Source organism: Streptomyces sp. NBC_00400, from assembly GCF_036048035.1.
Taxonomy (GTDB): Bacteria; Actinomycetota; Actinomycetes; order Streptomycetales; family Streptomycetaceae; genus Streptomyces.
On record NZ_CP107940.1, the window covers coordinates 484,384 to 504,464 of the forward strand.

The 20,081-nt window shown below is 72.8% G+C and carries 15 protein-coding genes and 2 pseudogenes; 10 read left to right on the forward strand and 7 right to left on the reverse strand.

Going from position 1 to position 20,081, the window contains the following annotated elements:
* Positions 1-236 precede the first annotated feature (236 nt).
* From OHS81_RS02240 to OHS81_RS02265, 6 genes are all read left to right on the forward strand, one after another.
* A complete protein-coding gene (locus tag OHS81_RS02240) occupies positions 237-908 on the forward strand; it encodes an aspartate/glutamate racemase family protein (protein WP_328381914.1) in 672 nt (223 codons plus the stop codon).
* 232 nt (positions 909-1,140) lie between these two features.
* Positions 1,141-1,983, forward strand: coding sequence for an alpha/beta fold hydrolase (locus OHS81_RS02245; protein ID WP_328381916.1), 843 nt, complete (start codon positions 1,141-1,143; stop codon positions 1,981-1,983).
* Positions 1,984-2,386: 403 nt separating this feature from the next.
* Positions 2,387-4,009, forward strand: a complete 1,623-nt coding sequence (locus OHS81_RS02250) for an alkaline phosphatase D family protein (RefSeq protein WP_328381917.1) — start codon at positions 2,387-2,389, stop codon at positions 4,007-4,009.
* 84 nt (positions 4,010-4,093) lie between these two features.
* Positions 4,094-5,491, forward strand: a complete 1,398-nt coding sequence (locus tag OHS81_RS02255) for a GNAT family N-acetyltransferase (protein ID WP_328381919.1) — start codon at positions 4,094-4,096, stop codon at positions 5,489-5,491.
* A 150-nt stretch (positions 5,492-5,641) separates the two neighbouring features.
* Positions 5,642-7,336 (forward strand): DUF885 domain-containing protein, encoded by a 1,695-nt coding sequence (locus OHS81_RS02260; protein WP_328381921.1) that lies wholly within the window; start codon positions 5,642-5,644, stop codon positions 7,334-7,336.
* A gap of 78 nt (positions 7,337-7,414) precedes the next feature.
* Entirely contained in the window at positions 7,415-8,866 is a 1,452-nt protein-coding gene (locus tag OHS81_RS02265; protein WP_328381923.1) for a GNAT family N-acetyltransferase, read from the forward strand.
* Here OHS81_RS02265 and OHS81_RS37315 read toward each other — a convergent pair.
* The 3 genes and pseudogenes from OHS81_RS37315 to OHS81_RS02280 all read right to left on the reverse strand — a co-directional run.
* A pseudogene (locus OHS81_RS37315) lies at positions 8,838-8,936 on the reverse strand (SDR family oxidoreductase); the annotation flags it as partial. The gene OHS81_RS02265 and the pseudogene OHS81_RS37315 sit on opposite strands and share 29 nt — an antisense overlap.
* Before the next feature lie 302 nt (positions 8,937-9,238).
* Positions 9,239-12,460, reverse strand: a complete 3,222-nt coding sequence (locus tag OHS81_RS02275) for an SMC family ATPase (RefSeq protein ID WP_328381925.1) — start codon at positions 12,458-12,460, stop codon at positions 9,239-9,241.
* A complete protein-coding gene (locus OHS81_RS02280; RefSeq protein WP_328381927.1) occupies positions 12,457-13,623 on the reverse strand; it encodes an exonuclease SbcCD subunit D in 1,167 nt (388 codons plus the stop codon). The genes OHS81_RS02275 and OHS81_RS02280 overlap by 4 nt, the downstream gene beginning before the upstream one ends.
* A 374-nt stretch (positions 13,624-13,997) precedes the next feature.
* Here OHS81_RS02280 and OHS81_RS02285 point away from each other — a divergent pair.
* Positions 13,998-14,231, forward strand: a pseudogene (locus OHS81_RS02285) (chaplin); the annotation flags it as partial.
* A 257-nt stretch (positions 14,232-14,488) separates the two neighbouring features.
* Here OHS81_RS02285 and OHS81_RS02290 read toward each other — a convergent pair.
* Positions 14,489-15,973, reverse strand: coding sequence for an APC family permease (locus OHS81_RS02290; protein WP_328381929.1), 1,485 nt, complete (start codon positions 15,971-15,973; stop codon positions 14,489-14,491).
* Between the two features lie 164 nt (positions 15,974-16,137).
* Entirely contained in the window at positions 16,138-16,764 is a 627-nt protein-coding gene (locus OHS81_RS02295) for a YigZ family protein (protein ID WP_328381931.1), read from the reverse strand.
* Between the two features lie 263 nt (positions 16,765-17,027).
* On the opposite strand from OHS81_RS02295, the gene OHS81_RS02300 reads away from it, so the two are divergent.
* On the forward strand, positions 17,028-17,816 hold the full coding sequence (locus OHS81_RS02300; RefSeq protein ID WP_328381933.1) for a type VII secretion system-associated protein: 789 nt from the start codon (positions 17,028-17,030) through the stop codon (positions 17,814-17,816).
* Positions 17,817-18,009: 193 nt separating this feature from the next.
* Complete coding sequence (locus tag OHS81_RS02305) at positions 18,010-18,417, forward strand: CoA-binding protein (protein WP_328381935.1); 408 nt, start codon at positions 18,010-18,012, stop codon at positions 18,415-18,417.
* Positions 18,418-18,442: 25 nt separating this feature from the next.
* Here OHS81_RS02305 and OHS81_RS02310 read toward each other — a convergent pair whose 3' ends face one another.
* Positions 18,443-18,670, reverse strand: a complete 228-nt coding sequence (locus tag OHS81_RS02310) for a hypothetical protein (RefSeq protein ID WP_328381937.1) — start codon at positions 18,668-18,670, stop codon at positions 18,443-18,445.
* A gap of 267 nt (positions 18,671-18,937) precedes the next feature.
* Here OHS81_RS02310 and OHS81_RS02315 point away from each other — a divergent pair, with 267 nt between their 5' ends.
* Positions 18,938-19,429 carry a GNAT family N-acetyltransferase gene (locus OHS81_RS02315; protein WP_328381938.1) on the forward strand — a complete coding sequence of 164 codons (492 nt, stop codon included), beginning with the start codon at positions 18,938-18,940 and terminating at the stop codon, positions 19,427-19,429.
* Between the two features lie 66 nt (positions 19,430-19,495).
* On the opposite strand, the gene OHS81_RS02320 is transcribed toward OHS81_RS02315, so the two are convergent.
* Positions 19,496-20,053: a YbaK/EbsC family protein gene (locus OHS81_RS02320; RefSeq protein ID WP_328381940.1), complete on the reverse strand. Its 558-nt coding sequence runs from the start codon at positions 20,051-20,053 to the stop codon at positions 19,496-19,498.
* Between the last annotated feature and the right edge of the window lie 28 nt (positions 20,054-20,081).

Genomic DNA, 20,081 nt, shown 5'->3' on the forward strand with positions numbered 1-20,081 from the left:
GGCGCCGCCTTCGCGAGCCCGCCTGCACGCCCGCTTCTTCACGGGCCGCCTGCACGCCCGATAATGAGCGCTTCTTTATGAAAGGTTGTTGCAGTATCCCGACGATATGGCTGCCCCCACCCTTGGTCAAGACCAATCCGGCATCCGTTTCGGATCGGCGCAACCGCCCGTGGCAACCGCCTCAACCGGCCGCCCCGCCCGCGTCCTCCCGCACACCGCCCGCTACCGTCACCGGCATGCTCGCCCTCCTCCACACCTCTCCCGTGCACGTCCCGGTCTTCGACACACTGCGTGACGAGGAGGCTCCCGGCTTGACGATGAATCACCTCGTACGCCCCGAACTCCTGGACCGGGCAAGGGCACAGGGCCCCGATTCGGTGGCCAAGGATCTCGAAGCCGACCTTGCCGGGGCAGCCCGGGGCGGGGCTCGGGCGGCGCTGTGCACGTGCTCGACGATCGGTTCGGTCGCCGAGGCGGCCGGTGCGGCGCTCGGCCTCCCCGTCCTGCGGGTGGACCGCCCGATGGCCGCGACCGCCGTCGCCACCGGCCCGCGCATCGCCGTGCTCGCCGCGCTGGAAAGCACCCTCGTCCCCACGGAGGACCTGATCAGGCAGGAGGCCGCCGGGGCCGGCCGCGGGATCAGCGTGCGCACCGTGCTGGTGCCGGACGCCTGGGAGCACTTCGAGGCCGGCGACCACGACGGCTATCTGACGGCGGTCGCCTCGGCCGCACGGGAGATCCGGGACGCCGACGTGATCGTCCTGGCGCAGGCCTCCATGGCGCCGGCGGCCGACGGGCTCGATGTCGGTGTGCCGGTGCTGGCCGGTCCGCGGACCGGTCTGCGCGCCGCCGCCCAACTGGCCACGGGAGACACTTGCTTCCCGGGATCGCGGGCGGTCCAGGGCTGACTTCGAAGTCCTGCCTGGATCTTGTCGTCCTGGACACCGAGCTGAAGGACCCGGGGGCGGCCCGGTCCGCGGACTCGGTGATCCGCAGCGGGGCTCCGCCCTTCCCGGCAGCGTGGCCCGCGGCGCCTCCCGTACTCGCCCCGGCGGCCCCATACCGCTCAGTAGCCACACCTGGCATCGTGTCAGCGCACGCCCGGGACCACCGCACGCACCGCACCCCCGAGGAGTTCTGATGGCCACCCCGGTCTCCTTCGCCCGTGTCACCCCCGAGGACCGGCCGCCGTTCACGGTCGCCTACGAGCGCAAGGGCGCGGGCGACCCCGTCGTCCTGTTGCACGGTATTGGCCACCATCTCCAGGCCTGGCGCCCGGTGTGCGACATCCTGGCCGCCTCCCATGAGGTCATCGCCCTCGATCTGCCGGGCTTCGGCGCCTCCCCCGCGCTGCCCGGTGGTTCCTCCTACGCGTTGTCGTCGGTCGTCCCGCTGCTCATCGCGGCGTTCGATGAGCTCGGTGCCGGCCGTCCGCATGTGGTGGGGAACTCGCTGGGCGGGCTGCTCGCCCTGGAGCTGGGCCGCGCGCGGGCCGTCCGGTCGGTCACCGCGCTCTCGCCCGCGGGCTTTTGGACCCCGGCCGAGCGGCGATACGCCTTCGGCGTGCTGCGCGGTATGTACGCCGGGGCGCAGGCGCTGCCCGAGCCGGTGGTGGCGACCCTGGCCCGCACCGCACTCGGCCGCGCCTCTCTGACCGGCACCATCTACGCCCACCCCGGCCGTCGTTCGGCCGCGGCCGTCGTGGCGGAGACCCGGGCGCTGCGCGAGGGCCCCGGTTTCGCACCGACGCTGGCGGCCGGCCGGGAGGTGCGGTTCACCGCCGATGTGCCGGACGTCCCGGTGACGATCGGCTGGGGCAGCCGGGACCGCCTGCTGCTCCCCCGCCAGGGCGTACGCGCCAAGCACACGATTCCGGGCGCGCGGCTGGTACGGCTGCCGGGCTGCGGGCATGTGCCGATGCACGACGATCCGGCGCTGGTGGCGCGGGTCATCCTCGACACCATCGGCCAGGGCACCTCGTAGCGAGTGCGCCGGCTTCCCCCCCCTGGCCCACGGCGGCGCGAAGACCTCCGCGGCAGCGCTCCGTGGCGGGCGCCCCGAGCGTCCCGAACATCCCGAGCGCCCTGAGCGCCCTGAGCGCCCTGAGCGCCCTGAGCATCCCGGCCGAACGGCCCGGCGGCCGCCATGGCGACGGCGGCGCGTACCCAAGCCGTAAACGTCCCTGCGGCATCCTGGCGATCGGCCGGGGGTCTTGCGACCATGGCCGGGGCCGGTGGGTCGCAGTGCCGGGACCGGAAACCCACCCGGCCGGCGGACGGACCGCGCAGACGAACGGGCCGCTGTTCACCGTCCGTTCGGCTGCCGGGCACCGGACAGCGATACGAACGGGGCGGCAGTGAAGTCGGTCGAGGCATGGAGGTTGGAGATGGCGCAGGGATCCGGCGGCGGCTTCGGACGGCGGTCGCTGCTGCAGGGCGCGGCGGCCGGCTCGGCGGCACTGGCGCTGCCCGCACTCTCCTGTGCCGCACCGGCGCAGGCCCGCAGCGGGCGGCCGAGCGCCGACTGGGGCGTGCAGGTCGGGGATGTGACCACCTCGTCGGGTCTGGTGTGGGTACGGTCCGACCGGCCGGCCCGGATGGTGGTACAGACCGCGGCCACCGAGTCGTTCCGTAACGCCAGGACCTGGCACGGCCCGGTGACCGGGGCGGCGACGGACTTCACCGGCGTGACCTCGCTGCACGGCCTGCCGCCCGGTGAACAGATCCACTACCGGGTGCTGCTCGCCGACCCGGACGATCCGCGGCGGTCCGGCGAGCCGGTCACCGGCACCTTCCGGACGGCGCCGGCGGGCCGCACCCCCACGGATGCCGGGAGAGATTCCGGCAGGGTGGGTGGCGGGCGACGGGAGGGCGTGCGCTTCCACTGGTCAGGGGATCTGGCCGGGCAGGGCTGGGGCATCAACCCGGACCGCGGCGGCTACCGCATCTACGAGGACATGCGGCGCCGGAATCCGGACTTCTTCCTGTGCAGCGGCGACAACATCTACGCCGACGGTCCGATCCCCGAGCGGGTGACGCTGCCGGACGGCCGGATCTGGCGGAACGTGACGACCGAGGAGAAGGCGAAGGTCGCCGAGACGCTGGCGGAGTTCCGCGGCGCGTTCCGCTACAACCTGCTGGACGACCCTCTGCGCCGCTTCAACGCCCAGGTGCCGACGATCACCCAGTGGGACGACCACGAGGTGCACAACAACTGGTATCCGGGACAACTGCTCGACGACGACCGGTACACGGTGAAGGAGACGGATGTGCTGTCCGCGCGCTCCCTGCGCGCGTTCAGCGAGTATTTCCCGATCCGGACGCTGCGGCCCGACCGGGGCGGCCGGGTCTACCGCGTGGTGCACCACGGCCCGCTGCTCGATGTGTTCGTACTGGACATGCGCCGCTACCGGAACGCCAATTCGCCGGACCGGCAGACCGACGACCCGCAGGGCATTCTCGGGGCCGAGCAGCTGCGCTGGCTCAAGCGCGAGCTGTCCCGCTCCGCTGCGGTGTGGAAGGTGATCGCCTCCGATATGCCGCTGGGGCTGGTCGTCCCGGACGGCAAAACCAACTTCGAGGCGGTGGCCCAGGGCGATCCCGGGGCTCCCCTGGGGCGCGAGCTGCAGCTGGCCGAGCTGCTGCGGCACATCAAGCACGCCCGGGTGACCGGCACGGTATGGCTGACGACGGACGTCCACTACACCGCGGCGCAGCACTACGCACCGGAGCGTGCCGCGTTCAAGGACTTCGAGCCGTTCTGGGAGTTCGTGTCGGGCCCGCTGAACGCCGGTGGATTCCCGGCGGTGAAGCTGGACGGAACATTCGGGCCCGAGCAGCCGTTCATCAAGGCGCCGGACCGTGCCAACACCTCCCCCGCGGAGAGTCCACAGTACTTCGGCGAGATCGATATCGACGGGGGAAGCGGGGAGATGACGGTGCGGCTGCGTCAGGAGGGTGGCGAGGTGTTGTTCAGCAAGGTGCTGCAACCGGGACGGGTAGGACAGTAGAGGCCAATGCGTCGATTGCGTCTTTTACCCGTCGGACACAAGGTGTTGGCGATCAGGCAACACCTGTGCGCCAGGCTTGTGTGCATGACTGAAGCATCCTCTGCCCGTGCCACCCGCCATCCTCACCGGCGGCGGGACCTCGTCGGGCTGGCCGCCCTGTTCACCACCGTGGCGGCGGCCGGCGCCCTCGCCCACACCGTCACACACGGCCCGTCGGTCCCGGTGCTGCTGTGCTCCGCCACGGTCGCCCTGCTGGCCACGGCCGGCTTCCACGTCTGGTGGTCACGACGCCACGAAAACGCCCCGCCGCCGACCGATACCGGCGCCGCGGCGGCGTCCCCGTCCGGACCGGCCCCCGGGGCCGGCGGGCAGGAGACGGTGCTGTGGCGGATGCGGACCACGGTCCGGGACGAGCCCGGCAGCCTGGCCGTGCTGTGCACGGCGCTGGGCGCGCGGCGGGTGGACATCCTCAGCCTGCAGACCCACCCGCTGTCCGAGGGCACGGTCGACGAGTTCCTGCTGCGCGCGCCCGGCGCGCTGACGTCCGCAGAGCTGACCCGCACGGTCACCGAAGCGGGCGGCACGCACAGCTGGCTGGAGCGGGCCGATGCGCACGATCTCGTCGATGCGCCGACCCGGATGCTGGGCCTGGCGACCCGTACCGCTCTGGACTCCTCCGAACTCCCCCTGGCACTACGCCAGTTGCTGGGGCGCTGCGCGATTCGTTCGGTGCCCGCGCACTGGCTGCGCGGTCAGCCGCTCGCCGAGCAGGTACCCACGGAGGGCGTGCTGGAGAAGCACCGCATGAAATTCCGCGACCCCTCCGGGGGCTCGCTCACCATTGAAAGGCCGCAATTGCCCTTCACTCCCACCGAGTTCGCCCGGGTACGCGCCCTGGTCGACCTGGACGCCAGACTCGGCCAGCGGGTGCCCCCGCGGCGCGATGTGCTGACGCTGCCCGAGGGAAACGAGATCACGGTCCGCCGCGCCGACACCTCCGATCTGGCCGCGGCCCGCGAGATGCACGACCGCTGCTCCGCGAAGACCCTGGGGCTGCGCTACCACGGCCCGGTCGGTGACGCGGACCGCTATCTCGGCCATCTGCTCAGCCCGCGATTCGGCCGCACCCTGGCGGTGGAGACCGCCTCCGGCCGGCTGGTGGCGCTGGGGCATCTGCTGTGGGACGGCGACGAGACCGAGGTCGCCCTGCTGGTCGAGGACGCCTGGCAGCAGCGCGGCATCGGCGCCGAGCTGCTGCGCCGGCTGGTGACGATGGCGGCCGAAACCGGCTGCGAGAGTGTCTATGCGATCACCCAGTCCTCGAACACCGGCATGGTGGCGGCGATGCGCGGACTCGGGCTGCCGCTCGACTACCAGATCGAGGAAGGCACGCTGGTGATCACCACCCGCCCCGCGGATCTGCCCGCCCGGCGGGAGACCCCGCACAGCGCATGGGTCCAGGACGGCACGGGGCGCCGCTGAGCACCACCCCGTGGTGCCCGGCCGGGCGTACCGACGCCCGGCCGGCGCCCCGCAACCGGACCTCGCACCTCCGGACAAGACCGCAAAGCGTCAGCAACGTACCGTCTCTCGGTGGTGACGCGGCGGGGCCATCCGTACGAGGATGGACGCATGTCCCACACCACTACTTCCGGGGGCGGTCCGCTGCCCCGCCAGGTCGCCGATGCCTATGTCGACGCCCTTGTCGGCCTGGACCCGATCACCGGCACCTTCCTCGGCATCGCCGAGAGCTCCGGCAAGCTCCCCGACTTCTCACCGACGGGCCAGGAAGCGGTGGCCCAGCTCGCCCGGGCGACGCTGGAGAAGCTGGCCGAGGCCGAGTCCCGGCCGGGCGCGGAGCACGCCGCCGAGCAGATCTGCGCCCGGCTGCTGCGCGAGCGGCTGACCGCCGAGCTGGCGGTCCACGAGGCGGGCGAGGGCCTGCGCACGGTCAGCAACCTCAGCTCGCCGCTGCACCACGTCCGTGAGGTCTTCACGGTCACCCCGGCAGAGACGGAATCGGACTGGGCGGCGATCGCCCAGCGGCTGCGGGCCGTACCCGCCGCGCTGGAGGGCTACCGCGCCGCACTCGACGCCGGCCTGAAGCGCGACCTGCCCGCCGGCCCGACCCAGGTCCGCACCGTCATCGGCCAGTTGGACCAATGGATCGGCACCGACCGCGGCTGGTTCGCCGAGTTCACCGACCCGGGCCCGGACACCCTGCGCGCCGAACTGACCGAGGCCGCCGAGGTGGCGACCGGCGCCCTGGTGGAGCTGCGCGACTGGTTCCGTGACAGCTATGCCCCGGCCGTCGAGGGCGCACCGGACGTGGTGGGCCGGGAGCGCTACGCCCGGCTCGCCCGCTACTTCAACGGTGCCGACCTCGACCCCGAAGAGGCGTATGCGTACGGCTGGTCCGAGTTCCACCGGCTGCTGGCCGAGATGGAGACCGAGGCCGAGAAGGTCCTGCCCGGCGCGAAGACGCCGTGGGAGGCGCTGGCCTGGTGCGATGAGCACGGCGAGGCGATCGAGGGCGTCGAGGAGACCCGGCAGTGGCTCCAGTCCCTCATGGACGAGGCCATCGACGGGCTCGACGGCACCCACTTCGAACTGGCGGAGCGGGTGCGCCGGGTGGAGTCGCGGATCGCCCCGCCCGGTGGCGCCGCCGCCCCCTACTACACCCAGCCGTCGCTGGACTTCTCCCGGCCCGGCCGGACCTGGCTGCCGACGATGGGCGAGACCCGCTTCCCGGCGTATGACCTGGTCTCCACCTGGTACCACGAGGGTGTGCCCGGCCACCACCTCCAGCTGGCGCAGTGGGCGCACGTCGCCGGCCGGCTCTCCCGCTACCAGACCACGGTCGGCATCGTCAGCGCGAACGCCGAGGGGTGGGCGCTGTACGCCGAGCGGCTCATGGACGAGCTGGGCTTCCTGACCACGGCCGAACGGCGCCTGGGGTATCTCGACGCGCAGATGATGCGGGCGGTCCGGGTCGTCATCGACATCGGGATGCATCTGGAACTGGAGATCCCGGCGGACTCCCCCTTCCATCCGGGCGAGCGCTGGACGCCGCAGCTGGCACACGAATTCTTCGCCCGGCACAGCAGCCGTCCGGCCGACTACGTCGAGAGCGAGGTCATCCGCTACCAGGGCATGGCCGGGCAGGCGATCGGCTACAAGCTCGGCGAGCGGGTGTGGCTGCAGGGCCGGGAGGCGGCCCGCGCCCGGCACGGTGCGGACTTCGACCTCAAGGCCTGGCACATGGCGGCGCTGTCGCAGGGCTCGCTGGGCCTGGACGATCTGCTCGCCGAACTGTCGGCGCTCTGATCCCGGCCCGGGTGTACGGCGGCCGGCCATCACACCGGGTGTTGTGGCCGGCCGCCGCCGTCCGTAGGGTCCGCTGACATGACAGTGGATCTCGCGGCGGCCCGGCCGCTCCTTCTGCTCCCCGGCGACCCACTGCGTCCCCGGCGCCCCGATCCGCACTTCGCGGACGAGGCCGGCGCGGCGCAGTCGGCCGGCGCGGTGACCGCGGTGCTCGGCCACGAGGCACTGGTCGCCGGGGACGCCGAAGCGGCGGTGGCACGGGTCCCGCGGGATGCCGGACCGGTCTGGTACCGCGGCTGGATGCTGCCCGCCGGCCGCTATGCCGAGCTGTCCGCGGCGCTCGCCGACCGCGGCTGCCGGCTGCTGACCTCCCCCGCGGCATACCAGCGCGCCCATGAGCTCCCGGGCTGGTACGACACCTTCCGCGCGCTCACCCCGCACAGCGCCTGGCTCCCCTGCGCGCCCGGCCGCGCGCCGGAACGGGCGGCGCTGGCGGGACTTGCCGAAGGGCTCGGGGCGCCGGGCGGGACCCGTCCGCTCGTCGTCAAGGACTGGGTCAAGTCCCGTAAGCACGAGTGGGACGAGGCCGCCTTTGTCCCCGACGCGGGCGACACCGGGCAGCTGGCCGCGGTCGTCGGCCGCTTCGTCGCCCTCCAGGAGGAGTTCTTGACCGGAGGCATGGTGCTGCGCGACTTCGAGTCCTTCGAGGCAGTGGGTGAGGCGCGGGTGTGGTGGGTGGACGGCGAGCCGGTGCTGACCGGCCCGCACCCCGACACCCCGGGGCTGCGCCCCGTCCCCGATCTCACCCGGGTGGCGCCCGCGGTAAGGGAGTTGGGGCTGCGCTTCGTCACCACGGACCTGGCGCTGCGCACCGATGGTGTGTGGCGGGTGGTGGAGGTCGGCGACGGTCAGGTCAGCGGTCTGCCCACGGGGGTGGACCACCGGCCGCTGTTCGAGGCGCTGGTCACCGCGGGCGCCGGCTACCCGCTGGTGCTCAGGTCCGGCCGGGTGGCGCTGCGTGCGCTGCTGCCGGCCACCGCCGCGCGGGTCGCGGACGGCGAACCCGCGGGGTTCGACTGGATCGACGGCGCACCGGCCGCGGCCACCTCGGGCGGCGCCGGTATCGCCGTACGGGCCGCCGCGGCCGGCCACTACCGGCCCGGCTGGGGCGTCTTCGTCCTGACCGACGCGGCCTCGGGGACGGCACTCGGCAGCATCGGCTTCCACGGCCCGCCGGACGCCGAGGGCTTCGTGGAGATCGGCTACGACCTCTCCCCGTCCGCGCGCGGCGCCGGCTGGGCGACCGACGCCGCGCGGCTGCTCGCCGGCTGGGCGGCCGCCCACCCCGAGGTACGGACGGTGTGCGCCCTGACGGAACCGGAGAACATCCCGTCCCAGCGGGTGCTGGAACGGGCGGGATTCCGGTTCTCCGGGGAGCGCGAGGGGCTGTGCGCCTACGAGATCGACGGGTCCGCTGCCACGGCCGGGGCCGGTGCCGGGGTCAACGCCGGAAGCCTCCCTCGGAGTTGATGACCTGGCCGGTGATCCAGGCCGCCTCGCCGGTCGCGAGCCGGGCGATCAGCCGGGCCGGATCGGCGGGCCCCTGGGCCACCACCGCCCCCGGGACGGCCACTTCACGCACCCCGGCGGCGACCACGTCCGGACCGCCCGGGTCCGCTCCCCAGGGCTGCCGGGCGTCGTGCGCGACATGGTGGTGCAGAGAGACACCGGCCCCGTACGCGGCCGGACAGCTCGCGGCGGAGCGGCTGTTGTCGTCGGTCATGACACCGCAGGCTGGTGGGCGCCCGGTGGCGGTGTCATCCGGCTTTCCGGGTGACGCGCGCTGCCCGCGCGGGTCCTCCCCTCGACCGGGCACCCCCGCGCGGCAGGCTCAGACCCAGCTCAGCTCCGTACCCGATGCCGGACCGTCGAGCCCGACCGGTCCTTGACGACCTCCAGTTGGGCGGGGATCCGCGCCTTGAGGTCGGCGACGTGGCTGACGATGCCGACGCTGCGGTCGCGTTCGCGCAGGGAGTCCAGGACGTCCAGCACCTCGTCCAGGGTCTGTTCGTCCAGGCTGCCGAACCCCTCGTCGATGAAGAGGGTGTCCAGCCGGGTGCCGCCCGCCTCGTCGGTGACCACATCGGCGAGGCCGAGCGCCAGCGCGAGCGAGGCGAAGAAGGTCTCGCCGCCGGAGAGGCTGGAAGTGTCCCTCTCGTGCCCCGTCCAGGCGTCGATGACATGCAGACCGAGGCCGGAACGCCGGGCGCCGCCGGCCCGTTCGTCGGAGTGGACGAGGGTGTAGCGGCCGCCGGACATCCGCTGCAGCCGGGCCGTGGCGGCGGCGGCGACCTGTTCGAGCCGGGCGGCGAGCACGTACGACTCCAGGCGCATCCGCCGCTCGTTCTCCGTGGACGTACCGGAGGCGAGGGCGGCGAGGCGGGCGATGCGCTCGTAGCCGGCGCGCAGCGGGGCCAGCGCGCGGGCGTCGGCCTCGGCGCGCGCGGAGAGCCGGTCGAGCTCGGTGCAGCGGTCCCGGGCCGCGGCGTGGGTGGCCGAGGCGGTGCGCAGCCGCGCCGCCGCTGCCTGCTGCGCGGTCTGTGCGGCGACCGGATCCGCGGGCGGCAGCGCCGCGGCGGTGCCGGCCGCGGGATCGGCCAACTCCGCTTCCACAGCGGCCGATTCGGCCTGCCAGTCGTCGAGTCGCTGCTGCATCTCCCGCCATTCGCCGTCCCGCAGCAGGGCCTCGGCGGCGGCCTGCGGAGTGTCGAATCCGGCGCGGCGGGCGGCGTCGGAGAGCCCGGCCTCGGCGTCCTGGAGACGCCGGGTGCAGGCGCCTGCCGTACGGGCCGCCTCCGCCGCCGCGGCGAGCAGAGCGACCTGCCGCTCCAGCCGCGCGGCCCGGTCCGCGACGCTCGGGGAGTCGCCGCGCGCCCGGGCCAGCTCCTCTTCCAGGGCGGCCCGTTCGCGGTCCAGTGCCTCGCGCCGGGAGGTACGGGCAGCGACCCGGCGCTCGGCCTGCTGCTGTCCGTCGCGCCGCCGTTCGTATTCGCGCTCGGCGCGTCCCAGCGCCTCACGGGCGGCGGGAAGGCCGGCGCCGAGCGCACCGGCGCGGGCGAGGTCGGCACGCAACTCCTCCACCTGGGCGCCGAGTTCACCGGTCGGGGTGCTGCCGGCCGTGGCGGCCGCGGCGGCCAGCGCCTCCTTGGCCGACTGGCAGCGGGCCTCGGCCTGCTGCCGCGTCTCCTCGGCCCGGCGGTGAGCCGCCAGCGCGGCTTCCTCGGCCGTCCGGTCGACATGGCCCGCCCCGGCCCGGGCCGGGGCGGGGTGCTCGGTCGCACCGCACACCGCGCACGCCTGACCGTCGCGCAGCCCGTCCGCGAGCTCGGCGGCGATCCCGCGCAGCCTGCGGTCCTTGAGATCGAGCCAGTGTTCATGGGCCGCTGCGGACTGCTCCCTGGCGGCGAGCAGTTCCCCGTCCGCCGACCGCACCTCGTCCCACAGCCGGTCGCGGCGACGGGCCGCCTCCCAGCGTTCGGCGGCCGGTGCGATCCGGGCTTCGAGCTGGTCGGCCCGGGTGGCGGCCTCCTGGGCCGTTTCGATGCGCTGCTGATGGGCGTGCCGGTCATCACCCCATGCGGCAAGCCAGTCGGCGGCGTCCCGCAGCGTCTGCTCATCGGCGCGCGCCTCACGGTCGAGCGCGGCCCGCTCCCGGCCGATGTCGGCGGCGCGCCGCTCGGCCCGCCGGGCCGCCCCGAGCGAGCCGAGTTCTTCCCTCACCTGCCGTTCCTGCGAGGCGAGGTGGTCGCTCTCGGCATCGGCGAGGGCGGCCGGCAGCGGGCTTCTGGCCTGCCGTTCGGCGCGCTGTGCGGTATCCAGTTCGTGCCAGGCGGCGTCCCGCAGGGCGAGGGCGGGCGCGACCTCCGCGGCCGCACGGGCCCGCTCCAGCCGCTCCCGGGTGCGCTCCCGCTCCCCGGCGCAGGCGTCGAGCCGGGCGGCCCGTCGCCGGGCGTCCGCGTACCGCTGCTGAAGCCGGTCGCGCTCGCGGGCCTCTTCCCACTCCCCGGCCGCCTGGTGCTCGGCGGCCTCGGCGGCGCGCACCGCGGAATGCGCGACCGCCAGCCGCTCCCTGGCGCACACCCGGGCAACGGCCGCCCTGACCAGCACCGCTTCCGCGAACCCCGGCTCGCCGGGGGCCGCTGCGACCCGGTCTTCCCCGGGCGCGGTGCGGCCGGTTCCGCCCCGTCCGCCGCTCTCCACGGGCCCGGCCTGCCCCGGCACGGTCGCTCTTGTCCCCGCCGGGGCCGCCGCCCGCCCGCGTCCGCGTGCCGGTGCGCCCGGTGCCGCCTGCCCGGCGCGGTCCGGCGCCGGGACGGACGGATCGGTCAGATCGGCGCTCTCGCCGGCGGCCTGCGCCATCCGGTGCGCCAGCGCCAGCAGTCGTTCGTCACCTGCCGTCACGGTGTCGGCGGCGGCCTTGCGGCGCACATTCAACTGCTCTTCGAGGGCGGCGAACCGCCGGGTGTCGAAGAGCCGGCCCAGCAGCCGGGAGCGGGCCTCCGCATCGGCCCGCAGAAAGCGCGCGAAGTCCCCCTGCGGCAGCAAGACCACCTGGCAGAACTGTTCCTTGCTCATCCCGAGCAGCTGGCCGATCTCCTCACCGATCTCCTGGTGCGAACGGCTCAGCGCCTTCCAGTGACCGCCCGGGCCGTCATCCGGCCCGTCGCCGTCCGCCGCTCCCCCGCCGCCGGCCGCCGCCGGCACGAATTCCCGCAGCCTGCTCTGCGCCTTCTCCTTCGTCGTGCCGCTGCCGCGCTTCTTGGGGCGTGGCTGCTCGGGGAGCCGGGTGATCTCCAACCGCCGCTGTGCCACGGTCAGTTCCAGAACGACCTCGGTGAGGGTCAGCGGGTCGGCCAGGTCACTGCGCAGGGCCTGGCCGCTCTGCCGCGCCCCGGGCACCGACCCGTACAGCGCAAAGCACACCGCGTCGAGGACCGAGGTCTTGCCCGCACCGGTCGGGCCGTGCAGCAGGAACAGGCCGTCCCGCGACAGCCGGTCGAAGTCGATGGTCTGGGAGCCGCCGAAGGGTCCGAAGGCGGTGAGGGTGAGCCGGTGCAGCCTCAACGCGCCACCTCGGCCACCATGTCGTCGACACGCACCTCGTCGATCGCCGAGCGCAGTTCGGTCCGCTCCTGCTCATCGACCGCCCGGCCGGACCGTACGTGCTCCACGAAGTCCTCGGCGATCTCCTGGTCGCTGCGCCCGCGCAGCCGCTGCGCATATGAGGCCGCCGAGCGGTCGGGCCCCTCGTCGGGGTCGAAGACCAGGCTGACGAGGTGCGGGAAGCGCCGGGCGAGCCGGGCCATGGGCTCGTGCGGCCGGAAGGTGTCGGTGAGCGTCGCCTCGACCCAGGACTCCTCGTGCCGGGCCTGTTCCGGGTCCTCCAGCAACTCCTCCAGCGGCCCGCGGATCCGTGCCAGCGGCCGCGGCACCGGGCAGTCCACCCGCTCCGCCTGCACGGCGCCGTCCGCGTCGAGCTCGACGATCCATGACGACTTGCGGTGACCGGCCTCGGAGAAGGAGTAGGCAAGCGGCGATCCGGAGTAGCGGACCCGCTCGGTGAGGGTCTGACATCCGTGCAGATGCCCGAGGGCGGCATAGTCCACCCCGTCGAACACCGGCACCGGAACGGAGGCGACCCCGCCGACGGTGATGTCGCGCTCGCTGTCGCTGACCGCACCACCGGTGACGAACGCATGCGCCAGCACCACGGAGCGGGTCCCCGCAGGCCGGCCGGCGAGGTCGGCCCGTACCCGCTCCATCGCCGCGCCCAGCACCTCCGCATGGTCGGCCCGCCGCGCGCCGAGGGTGTCGCGCACCATGGCGGGTTCGAGATACGGCAGGCCGTAGAGCGCCACCGGACCGTGGGCGTCGGAGAGCAGCACGGGGGTGCCACAGCCTGCCGGGTCGGTCCGCAGATGGATCCCGGCCTGCTCCATCAGCCCCGCGCCGACACCCAGCCGGCGGGCGGAGTCATGGTTGCCCGAGATCATCACGGTCGGGACCCCGAGGGCGGCGAGCCGGTGCAGGGCGTCGTCGAAGAGCTCGACAGCGGCGAGCGGCGGCACGGCACGGTCGTAGACGTCGCCCGCGACCAGCACCGCATCGATGTCCCGGTCGCGCACCGTGGCGACGAGATGATCGAGGAAAGCGCGCTGGGCGGAGAGCAGGCTCACGCGGTGGAAGGACCGCCCCAGATGCCAGTCGGAGGTGTGCAGAAGCCTCACGTAGCGACTCCGACCAGCATGTTCTTCCCCTCCGTGGGCTACGCGTCGGCACGGTCGGCGTGTGCTTCGGCAACCACCCCGTCCGTCACGGACCTCATTCTCGCACCCGCGGTGGGGCCGGGTGGGCCGGTGGGCCGGGTGGCGCGCAGCGGCCTGCGGCACCGATGCGGCCGTACCGGAGCCCGCACTCTGCGGTCCGTCACTCCAGCAACACGCGCCCCAGCAGACGCTTTACACAAATAAGGCACCATTAACCACATTTTTCACTCGAAAGCGTGAACCCCTCCCGGGTTTACTCATGTTGCGGCCGCACGCGCCGAAAGGAAGTAACAGGAAGCGGCAGTGAGCCGCTTGGATCGATCGGGAGATTTGTTATGTCACGGATCACGCGGGTGGCTGCTGTGGCCGCTCTTGCGGCAGGTACTGCCCTGGGGGGCGTTACGGCAGCGTTCGCAGACAGTGGCGCGGCCGGCGGCGCGGCCAATTCACCGGGAGTGGTGTCGGGCAATGCGTTTCAGATCCCGGTCCACATTCCGGTCAATCTGTGCGGCAACACCATTAACGTCGTGGGTCTGCTGAACCCGGCCTTCGGCAACACCTGCTTCAACGGCAACGTCGAGCGCCGGGTGATCGTGCACCGCCACGTCACCAGGCACGTCACCAAGCACGTCATCAAGCGCGTCGTGAAGCACCACAAGAAGCACCACCCGAGCGGCGGCATCCACACCGGCGGCGGCGGCCTGATGCGCTAGCCCGCGATCCGTCCCGGGTGCGGCCGGTCACCACGGCCCCACCCGGGACGGTCACTGACAAACGCATCACCAGGCCCGGGGCCGGGCCGTTTGCACCGACAGCCCTTCCACCTTCATCGGAGCGGACGACCCGGCCCCGGGCTCTTGTCTGCCCTCCGGCACCCGGAGGGCTCCACGTCGTGCAGATACTCCTCGCTGATCCGCTTCGGCCCGAACGGCCACTCCTTCTCGTAACGGGCCCAGGCGAGGAAGGCCACGACACCCGCGCCGACCCAGGCCAGCGACCATTCGATGGGGTGCCTGCCGGGCGAGTTGCGGTCCGCGTAGCCGTAGATCACCAGCCAGCCGACCAGCGCCACGACGCCGGGCAGCGGATAGAGCCACATCCGGTACGGGCGGCGCAGCCCCGGCTGACGGCGGCGCAGCACGGTCACCGCCGCGATCTGGGCCAGCGACTGCACAATCACCATGACCGTGGTCAGCAGCTGGATGATGGTGGCCAGGTCGGTGTGCCGTCCGATGAGGAAGCCCACGGCCATCACGGCTCCCATGGTCAGCAGACCCAGTACGGGGAAGCGGTGACGAGGGTGCAGTGTGCCGTACGGGCGGAAGAAGACCCGGTCGCGGGCGGCATCGTAGGGGACCCGGGAGCCGCCGAGGAGCCCGGTGAAGACGGAGGCGACGGCGGTGATGAGGATGAGCACGGTGACGGTGTCGGCGGCGCCCCTGCCCCAGGCCTTCTCCAGCACCGCCGAGGCGACGGAGGAGGACGCCGTGGAGTGCGGGTCGAGCATGTCCTTCCAGTCCACGACGCCCAGGGTGCCGATCTGCAGCAGCAGATAGATCGCCATGATGCCGAGGATCGAGGTGATCACGGCGCGGGGGATGGTGCGTCCTGGCTGTCTGATCTCGGCGCCCATGTACGCGATGGTGTTGTAGCCGAGGTAGTCGTAGATGCCGATCGTCAGGCCGGCCGCGAAGCCGGCCCAGAAGTGACCGGACGTCACCTCAAAGGCATGGGCGGGGTAGGTGAAGGCGCGCTCAGGGCTGAAGTGGGTGAAGGCTGCGGTGATGACCAGGAGGACGGAGGCGATCATCACCGTCCACAGGACGACGGTGAGCTTGGCGATGTTCTCCACCCGCCGCCACAGCAGCGCGATGATGCCCACCGTGACGACGAGGCCGACGAGGTCGCCCTGCGCCGGGCTCATGTCCGGCCACACATAGCCGAGGTACTGCACGAAGCCGATCACCCCGGTGGACATGCCGAGCGGGATGAACAGCATGGCCGTCCAGACGAACAGAAACGGCATCAGCTTGCCGGTCCGGTACTGGAACGCCTGCCGCAGATAGACGTAACTGCCTCCCGCACCGGGCAGTGACGCACCCAGCTCGGCCCAGACCAGTCCGTCCGCGAGCGCAAGAACCGCACCGGCCAGGAACCCGGTCACGGCCTGCGGCCCGCCGAATGCGGCGACCATGAGCGGGATGGTCACAAAGGGGCCGATGCCGCACATCTGGCTCATGTTGATGGCGGTGGCCTGGAACAGGCCGATCCGGCGCACGAATCCCACGCGCTCATCGAGGAGTTCAGGCATAGGGCCCCCTTCTCGTGCCGGCGCGCACACCGGTTTCGCGGCCTGTTCCCGCCGCGCCACAGGCTGACACGATCGGCGCTCCGGCGCACCGGTGCGTCCCGGCCTTTTTGGCGCGGTCCGCCCCCGCCGCCCCTGCCTCCGGCAGGCACACGGGGCCCTGGCGGTCAGAGGTCGCCGTACGCCTCGCCGCCGAGCTCCAGCCTCGCCGTGCCGGCGGTGGTGTCCGCGAGCCAGGCGCGGAAGGCCTCGAGGCCGGCCTCCGGCAATCCGATCTCGATCCTGACCTCCGCCCCGTAGCTGACCTCACGCACCGCCCGTCCCGTCGTGCGCAGATCGTTCTCCACCCGGCCCGCGCGCTGGTGGTCGACGGTGACCGTCACCAGGCGGTAGCGCTGCCGGGTGACCGTGCCCAGTGCGTCCAGTGCCTCGCCGACGACGCCTCCGTATGCCCGGATGAGGCCGCCGGCGCCCAGTTTGACGCCGCCGAAGTAGCGGGTGACGACGGCGACGACATAGCGGACCTCGCGGCGCACCAGCATCTGCAGCATCGGTACGCCCGCGGTGCCGCCCGGCTCGCCGTCGTCGCTCGCCTTCTGGATGCCGCCGTCGGCGCCCAGGACGTAGGCGAAGCAGTGATGACGGGCGGTGGGGTGCTCCTTGCGGATGCGCGCGATGAAGTCCTGGGCCTCGGCCTCGGTCGCGACGGGCGCGAGCGCGCAGAGGAAGCGGGACTTGTTGATCTCGATCTCATGGACGCCCTCGCGCGCGAGCGTGCGGTACTGCTCCTGCATCGGACCAGCCTATGCGGACCCTGTGACATGCGGATACCGGCCGGTCCGGCCGGACCGCGCCGCGCTGGCGTGTCCGCAGAACGTGCGCGGGTGTCCGCCGTACGGGCGCAGAGCGCACGGCCGAGCGGCGTACCCACCCCGTCCGCACGGTGCGTCGGTGCGACGTCCGCCCCGGCCGTGGGCACTGTGAGGTCAGTGCGAGAGCCTCGTGTTTCCGGGGCCCCGCTCGTACGTGTAGGAACGGCGGGTTTGCGGAGGGCTGCATGGAAGAGAGCACACAGTCGGCGATGACGGCGGGCGTTCCCGTCACGGGCGAGGAGATGCCCGAGCCCCCACCGGAGGTCATCGAGGCGGCACGCCAGGCACCCGACCACTGGCTGGCCATGGTGGATCTGACCTGGCAGGGAGAGGGGCCACCGCCCCTCTGGGCGCTGATCGGGCAGTGGCGCTCGGACGCGTCCGGCGAGATCGTCGAGTGGCGCGACAATCCGGAGTACCGGCCGTCACCGCAGATGCTGGACTGGGCGGAGCCGACCGATGCGGTCGACAGCGCGCTGCAGCTCGCCGCGACCGGCTACGGACCGGGAGAGGCCGTCTCCGAGGCGCTGGCGCGCGCGGAGGTGTCCGTCCTGGTGACCGCGACCGGTACGCCGCTGGCCGCCGCCTCGCCCGAGGGCACTCCGGTGATCCCTGTCTACACCTCGCAGAGCTACCTCGAGTCGGTGGGCCGTCTGCTGTACGACCGGCGGCCGGTGGCCGCACTCGTCGAGCAGCTGCCGCCCGGGCATGCGCTGTACCTCAATCCGACCGGTCCGGTGAGCATGCTGGTGGACACCGAGGAGCTGCGCGCCATGCTGGCCGGCGCGCCCGGAACGGCGGATGAGCCGCGGGATGCGGCCGTGCCCGTGGCGCCGCGCCCGGGTACCGGGGCCGGCGGGGCCGAGCCGGTGGGCAGCGGCCGGGCGATCGGCAAGCCGGCCCGCGCCGCGAAGGGCAGCACCGCCGTCGGAGCCGGAATGGCCGGCAGCGGTATGGCCCGCGGCGCCAACTGAGCTGCCGGTACCCAAAAGACCCGCCCCGCCCGTCTTCCCCTTCGGGCGGGGCGTCTGCCGTCCGGCGCGCGCCGAGCGTGGCGCGCCCCACGGCCGCACCGCCGCGCCTTCGCGCCGTCTCCCGCAACGGGAATCTCCGGGTCCCGCCGTCCGTTGTCCGGCACAGGACCCTTCCATCCGCAGGAGGCAGTGCGTGTACGGCGACCCCAGCACGATCCGCAAGATCCTCACCGAGCTCGGCGACACCTGGGCCGTCGTGGGCCTGTCCAGCAATGAGCAACGTGCGGCGCACGGCGTCGCCGAGGTGCTGCAGCGTTACGGCAAGCGGATCGTGCCGGTGCATCCGAAGGCGGAGACGGTGCACGGTGAGCAGGGGTATCCCTCGCTGGCCGCCATTCCCTTCCCGGTCGATGTGGTCGATGTGTTCGTCAACAGCGAGCAGGCGGGCGGCATCGCCGACGAGGCCGTGGCGGTCGGGGCGAAGGCCGTCTGGTTCCAGCTCGGGGTGGTCGACGAGGTGGCCTGGGACCGGGTGCAGGATTCCGGACTCGCCATCGTGATGGATCGCTGCCCGGCGATCGAGATACCCCGTTTGCGCTGAGCGGCGGGCTCGGGGCACGCCCTGCTCACTCCTCGGGGTGCCGGTGTGGGCTCCCGTCACCAGAACACTCGGCGTTCAGGCAGTGTCCGGTGATGACCACCATGGGCGTTTGCACGCTGGTGGCGCGCTCTCGCCCGGTGAAGATCAGGGGCGTATCGCAGCGATCGCACAACACGGCTTTCCCTTCGCGCCCCTGAGTAGCCGCATGGAGAATCCGATTGACGTGATCGCCGTCACCATCGTTACCGGTCATGCACTCACCGTAGCCAAGTCGAGAGTCCTCGGGGCCTGTTTGCGGTGCTTGACCGCCCGCCCCGGCCAACCGAACGATCCGGCAGGCCGGGGACGACGCCCGGGCGGAGGAGCGGGGTATCCGGCAGTACCTCGCCTTCCCCCGGCAACGCCCCACCCCCCAGACCCTGTTGGCTCCCACCCCGAGGACCGCGGCAGCGAAGCGCTACGCGCTGCGACCGCCAGGTGCGTCCCGGCAGCCGAGCGGCGGATGCGCTAGCGTCCGGGCATGAGCCGGACACGAGCCGCTGTGCCTGAGGACGCCGCCGAGCTGGTCAGGTTGCGCCGTCTGATGTTCCTCGCCATGAACGGGTGTGATGTTCCCGGGAGTTGGGAGCGGGACGCGGAGGTGACGGCACATCGGCAGCTGACCGGGCCGCAGGCGCGGCTGGCCGGATTCGTGGTGGCGGGTGACGAGGCCGGTGCGCCCCATCTCGCGGCGTGCGCGCTCGGGACGATCGAGGAGCGGCTGCCGTCACCGAGCCATCCGACGGGGCGCTTCGGCTTCGTCTTCAATGTCTGCACGGACCCCCGCTACCGGGGCCGCGGCTATGCGCGCGCCACGACGCAGGCCCTGCTCGGCTGGTTCGCCGAGAGGGGCGTCACCCGGGTCGATCTGCATGCCACCGACGATGCCGAGCCGTTGTACCGGCGTCTGGGATTCGCCGAGCACCCCACGGCGCTGTCGCTGGAGCTGCCCTCCGGCGCGTTCACCCCGTAGAGCCGGTCGAGCGGACGGGCGGCCGAGGAGACGGACGGAGTTCGACGACCGGACGTCAGTCGGGCTCTAGGCGATTCCCAGCCCCTCCAGGACCGTGGCGCCGGGCAGTTCGGCCAGTGCCTTGCCGGGCACGATGAGCTTGCCGCGGCGGCTGCCGCTGCCGATCAGGGCGTAGGGGATATCGGCGACGGCCGGGTCCAGCAGCAGCGGCCAGCCGGCGGGCAGGCCGATCGGGGTGATCCCGCCGTACTCCATCCCGCTGTCGCCGACCGCCTGGTCCATCGGCGCGAACGAGGCCTTACGGGCGCCCAGATGACGCCGTACCACGCCATTGACGTCGGCGCGGGTGTGCGAGAGAACGACACAGGCGGCCAGGGTGGTCTCGCCGCCGCGCTTGCCGGCCACCACCACGCAGTTCGCCGACTGCTCCAGGAGCCAGGGGCCGTGGCGCTCGACGAGCAGCGCGGTGTCCGCGATGGCCGGGTCCGTGTCGACGAAGCGCACCTCCTCGACCGGTACGGATCCGCTCCAGGCGCGCAGCGCGTCGGCCACCGGCGCGGTCAGCAGGTCCAGGCACTCCACGGCGGGCCGGACCTCGTCGAAAGCATCCATCGGCACAGGCATGGCGCCAAGTTAACAGTCCTTGTGGAGC

Bases quoted from the DNA above. Each gene is read 5' to 3' on its own strand.
- OHS81_RS02245 (WP_328381916.1), top strand. From the start codon at position 1,141: ATGGCCACCCCGGTCTCCTTCGCCCGTGTCACCCCCGAGGACCGGCCG.
- OHS81_RS02310 (WP_328381937.1), bottom strand. From the start codon at position 18,670: ATGACCGGTAACGATGGTGACGGCGATCACGTCAATCGGATTCTCCAT.
- OHS81_RS02300 (WP_328381933.1), top strand. From the start codon at position 17,028: ATGGAAGAGAGCACACAGTCGGCGATGACGGCGGGCGTTCCCGTCACG.
- OHS81_RS02255 (WP_328381919.1), top strand. From the start codon at position 4,094: ATGACTGAAGCATCCTCTGCCCGTGCCACCCGCCATCCTCACCGGCGG.
- OHS81_RS02240 (WP_328381914.1), top strand. From the start codon at position 237: ATGCTCGCCCTCCTCCACACCTCTCCCGTGCACGTCCCGGTCTTCGAC.
- OHS81_RS02320 (WP_328381940.1), bottom strand. From the start codon at position 20,053: ATGCCTGTGCCGATGGATGCTTTCGACGAGGTCCGGCCCGCCGTGGAG.
- OHS81_RS02290 (WP_328381929.1), bottom strand. From the start codon at position 15,973: ATGCCTGAACTCCTCGATGAGCGCGTGGGATTCGTGCGCCGGATCGGC.
- OHS81_RS02315 (WP_328381938.1), top strand. From the start codon at position 18,938: ATGAGCCGGACACGAGCCGCTGTGCCTGAGGACGCCGCCGAGCTGGTC.
- OHS81_RS02295 (WP_328381931.1), bottom strand. From the start codon at position 16,764: ATGCAGGAGCAGTACCGCACGCTCGCGCGCGAGGGCGTCCATGAGATC.
- OHS81_RS02250 (WP_328381917.1), top strand. From the start codon at position 2,387: ATGGCGCAGGGATCCGGCGGCGGCTTCGGACGGCGGTCGCTGCTGCAG.
- OHS81_RS02265 (WP_328381923.1), top strand. From the start codon at position 7,415: ATGACAGTGGATCTCGCGGCGGCCCGGCCGCTCCTTCTGCTCCCCGGC.
- OHS81_RS02260 (WP_328381921.1), top strand. From the start codon at position 5,642: ATGTCCCACACCACTACTTCCGGGGGCGGTCCGCTGCCCCGCCAGGTC.